2 protein-coding genes are annotated in these 4,843 nt (G+C 47.3%); both read left to right on the top strand.

Annotation, left to right across the window (positions count from 1 at the left end):
* On the top strand, positions 1-490 hold a 490-nt coding region (locus tag KDK18_RS00345; RefSeq protein WP_257252382.1), incomplete at its 5' end, for a hypothetical protein.
* 82 nt (positions 491-572) lie between these two features.
* Positions 573-4,843, top strand: a 4,271-nt coding sequence (locus KDK18_RS00340; RefSeq protein WP_257252381.1) for a hypothetical protein, incomplete at its 3' end; no start/stop codon positions are given.

The raw sequence follows: 4,843 nt of genomic DNA, 5'->3' as shown, positions 1-4,843 counted from the left end.
CGACAACAAGATGCTCACTCAATGGCTGGGCGGACCTCTGGGCCGCAGTCTTGACCAGCTTAATCGCTGGATAGGCATGGGGGAAACGCAAGATAAATATGTGAAACGTACGGCTATTGCCACACCTCAACGCTTCAATGAAACCGATGAAGAGTATGCCAACCGTGTTAAAGCAAACAACATTATGTATGGCTGGACCCGAAACGAGCATTATCTTCAGTTCCGTGAACGACGTGATCGCACCATGAGGATGTTTGAGCATGGCTGGGAGAAATACTTTAAGGCAAATGTGCCCAAATGGTCGTTCTCCCACGCAGAAAGTATTCCTTACTTCTACACTCCCGGAGCCTTTTACAAATGGCAAAAGGGCGATGTACAGACAGTTCACGGTCATGATAAGAGAAATGCCTCACAATCAGGCTTTCCATCTGCAACCTCGGCACACCACCTTGATACTGGTGAACATTTCAGCTTAACGGAACAGCCATGAGCGACTGACAGCCATGAGCAACTGACAGCCATGAGCAACTAACAGTCATGAAGCGACTAATACTCAGCTCCGAGGTACCAGAATGACACAGGCTCGCCCCAATGCAGTAAGCCTTGCAGTGGCCATTGCAATCTATTCTTCCATCATTGGTACACAGGCACTGGCCGATCGCAGGCTGCAGACCAAATCTTTCGATATTCCGGGCAATGAAGGTGTGGAGTTTACCCAGACTGAGGTCGTGGTTCAGCCAACTTTGGGGGATGACCAGCAACCAATACCCAAATCCTTTACCACCACCTACCCTGATCAGACTGAAGCCAGAGCAGTCTATGACGTTCCTTCTGAGGGCTTTACAGATGTTCTTTCTGGCATTGACGGTGGCGTTTCCAGTGTGGATCTTTTTGAGACAGGCAAGAATGACGTTGCTCAGAAATACACCAAAGTCCTGAGGGTCGGTAATGAGGGGGTCTTCAGGTTCACCCATAACCTTGCAGAAAAGCAACTGGTTATTGAAGTCAGAGATGGGATGACTTGTCAAAATTCAATAAGGGCTGTTCGTATTCAATCAGTTAACACCCGACTGTTAGAACCTCTGACGAAAGTCGCCAGCCCCAAACAACTGGCCAGAATATTGAAAGGTGCGAATGGAAGAGCAGGAAGCCTTGGAGCGGCGGACAAGTATACTGCCCTTGCCACTATTAAAATAGACGAAGTTGAAGTAGCCGGGCGTACCTTCATGCGTCTTGTCGCTTCAGGCGATCAGCCACCTGAACCGCAGCGTCTGGGTAAATCACTCTTTATCAATGATGAGACTCTCTTGGCCGCAGCCACCTCAGCCTATACCCAGGTTTATGTTCTGGGTAAAAGTTTACAACAGGAAGCTCTGAATGAACTGTTGGCATACCAGAAACCCGTCGGATATGTAGTACATGTTGAGGATGAAACACTGGCTTATTATGTGCCCGATGGTTACCCAAGACTGGAAGTGGTTCAGGCTCCGGGAGAAGAGATTGAAGAGATTATCGTTTTCCATGGTCAAAAGCAGAATCCAACCGATATTGCTTTTGTAAAAAGCCTCTTCAACCTCAGGGCAGAAGTTGTCGGTAATGCCCCCGCTCCTGCAGTGACGGCACAGGTTAAAAAAGACAAACTCAAAAGCTATCAGCACATCATCCGAAGCAGGCAGATGGCGCTGCTGGAGGAACTTGCTATTGACTTCGCTGTGCAGTTCGATGCTGAATTTGAAGAAGGTAAACTGTTGGCGCTTGCCCGCTATGAAGCGCTGCAGCAGGCATTGACCAGCGCTACTCCCGATAATGAAAATGAGTTTGAATTCACAGCAGCACACATCAAAGTTGCTTCCTCGATCATGACGGCAATCTGGCTACAGATTCAACTCGAAAAACACTTCAACTTCAAACCTGTACTGAGAGATCTTCTGGCTAGCGAGGCATTTGTTCAAAGTGTTCAGAGGGTTATACCCGCTATAGCTGAATTGCCTGCCAATGGTTTTGGAGACGACGTCAAGCTGGCTACCAAAGTCTTTGGAGACATGACCAGACAGCTACTTGAGCTGGAAAACCAGCAGGAGGGGCTGAATGCAAGAGCGGGCGAACTCGCCCAGCTTAAAAATTTCTTACAGCATGCAACCGAAAGAGCCAATGCCATTGAAGCGGAAAAGCAGAGAGCACAATCCCTCAGGAAGCAAATTGAGGAGGAGCTTGAAATGCTTCTTCAAGAATGGAAAGACACGAAAAAATGGCGAGATAAACTTCAACAAGAAGCTGATCGAATTCCAGAGCTGGAACAACAAGCTTCTGACGCCAGAGTGAAAGCCACAAAAATTCGCAACGCTCAAATGGCAGCCGAACTCGGCATTGATGACTGGGATGATTTCCAGCCTCCCGAAGTGCAAAAGAGACTCATCACAGAGAGAATTAATGAAATCAACAGAGCGGTTGCCTCAACCGTTGCCATAGCAGGAGAGTTTGAGGAAAAAGCAGTTAAAGCAAAACTGGCGGCTATTGAAGGTCATCTCGATATTATTCCGGGCAATGAAGACGATCTGGATGCCCGCTTTGAGTCCATTCATCACCATCTGCAACAGCAGGCAGGCCAGAACATTGAGCTGGCCGCACAGAGACTGGCTATCGTTGCAGATCTTCTCGGTCTGGTTCCGGATAACAAAAATGATCTGCAAGCTCGTCATCAGAACATTCAGCATCAACAGCACCTGATGCAGCAGGTCGATCAGGAACCTCTTCAGAGCACCGAAACCTATGCTGAAGAACTCACTGCAATCAAAGCCCGCCATGCAGACATTGCCGAGCAATTGAACATTGAGAATTTTGACGGCAATGCCGATATTTTTCTTCAGCAAGAACGCCTGCTTCGGAAACTTCAGACCATCAGTGATCATCAAAAACACCTGCTACAGAAACTTCAGACCCTCAATGTTCAAGACGCAGAAGGAGAAGCCATCCTCAAGGCCAGGCAAAATGCTCTGGCATCAATGCTCGGTATTGAGATGAGTAAAGACTGGACAGTAGAGTATCGTAGCACCCTGATAGATGTAGCCTGTCGTAAGATTCGCAAGTTGGAAAAAGTACTGAAAGACATAAGAACTCCGGGCCACACAAGAGCCTGGCCTGAAGTACTCTTGAAAATCAGTGCTGTGGAAAAAGCTGCCGGGATAGAAGGTCTCCATAAAGAGCAGGATATTTATGTCCGTCGTCAGGCTATTTCTGATGAGATGCAGACACACATCGAAGAAATCGCAAAGCAGGCAGAGGAGGAGGCCCTGCAAATACTGGAAGCAATGGAGACAATACTGAACCTCAAAGTCAAAGTCAAAGTCAGAGTTTATAAAGATGATGACAAAGCAGCAAGGCTCTCCAACATTCGTTTAAAACTTGACAGCGATGATATCCCGGAAGACGTCCTGGATCAGCTGCTGACTGCCCTCTGGGAAGAAGACAGAACACTACTGGACAGAACACTACTGGCTGAAAGGGCTATCAAATTCCAGAGGCTTCGAGCGCGTCTTTCCTATAGTGTCGAAGGTTCGAAGGAGCGAGCCAGAGATCAGCAGAGACAATGGCTTGAAGCTATAGAGGAAAAGCTGAACATCAAAACGAGTGAAAACGCTTTTGCTAAACCAAGAGGCCATTTATTGGTTTTTATACTGGCCGATGATCTTGGGGTAGAGTTAGAAATGGATGACAGCCTGCACAACAAGAAGGATGCTATAAGAGCCAAAATTTTCGACTTACTGGATGAAGTAGACGAAGCCTATGACGATGAAGCTGTCAGAAGAGACAGAAACAATGCATTGGCTCGTCAACTCAACATCAAGGACTACAAAGATGATGCCACCATCGACGAACAGAACCGTCTGATTGAATACAGACTGTATCAGTTGGATGTCAGCGTTCGGAAAATAGGTGAGCCTGATGTGAGTGAGCGCATCAGAGCCATTGATAATGAGCTTGACGAGCTGATGGCTCCCCTGGGACCAAAGCCCCGATACGTCCTTGATCGTGAGCTGGCTACTGCCAGACGAGAAGTGGAAGAAGCAGTGGATGAGCTAACAGGCGCATATCGCTTGCTGGCTACGCTTGAAGGCAAAAACGTGAAATTTGCGGGGAACCGTGCTGACATCCAACACCTCTCGGATAGAGGCAACAAAGCCCTCAATCGGGATATGAAAAAGGTTCAGATCCACTTGGGTCTGGCTGCCGATGATGATCAGACCTCTGAAGGACGAATAGAAGACATAAGACTTTTATTAAAGAAAAAAAGCGCAGAAAAACGAGATGAAATCCTTGAGAATCTGAGAGCCAAAACAAATCTGAACATTGAGATAACGAGTGGCCTCAGTTTACTGGAAGACTCTGATTACTTTATTACCATTTCTTCTTGCACAGACTCTCATGGTCAGAAAGAAGCCTTGGGTAGACTGCCTTTAACCAGAAAAAAGTACACTCAGGTCACGGAATTTCTGCGTGAGCACGACAGGAAAAGTATAGAACTAGCCAATGCACGGCTTGAAGAGTGGGATGCAAAAGAGAAACTGGATCGTCAGGAAAAGGAGATTATCGATCCTGGATACATGGATCAGAATGCTAAACCCATGCATGAGGACGAAATGGCCTGGCTGGGTTTAGTCCTGAAGCAAAAAAGTGATGCGGTATTAAAAGCAGAAGTCGCTCTTACGGATTATCACAAAGCAGTTCTTGAGGCCACTGAAGCGTCCGTGGGTCTTAAATCAGACACTTCTGACACCCATGAACAACGGATTAATGCCCTGAGAAACAAACAGGTACAACTGGGCGGTGATGATGGTACTGGCGG

This window comes from Endozoicomonas sp. SESOKO3 (genome assembly GCF_024606255.1).
The sequence above is the reverse complement of the archived record's forward strand: the minus strand, read 5'-3'. Positions and strand labels throughout refer to the sequence as shown.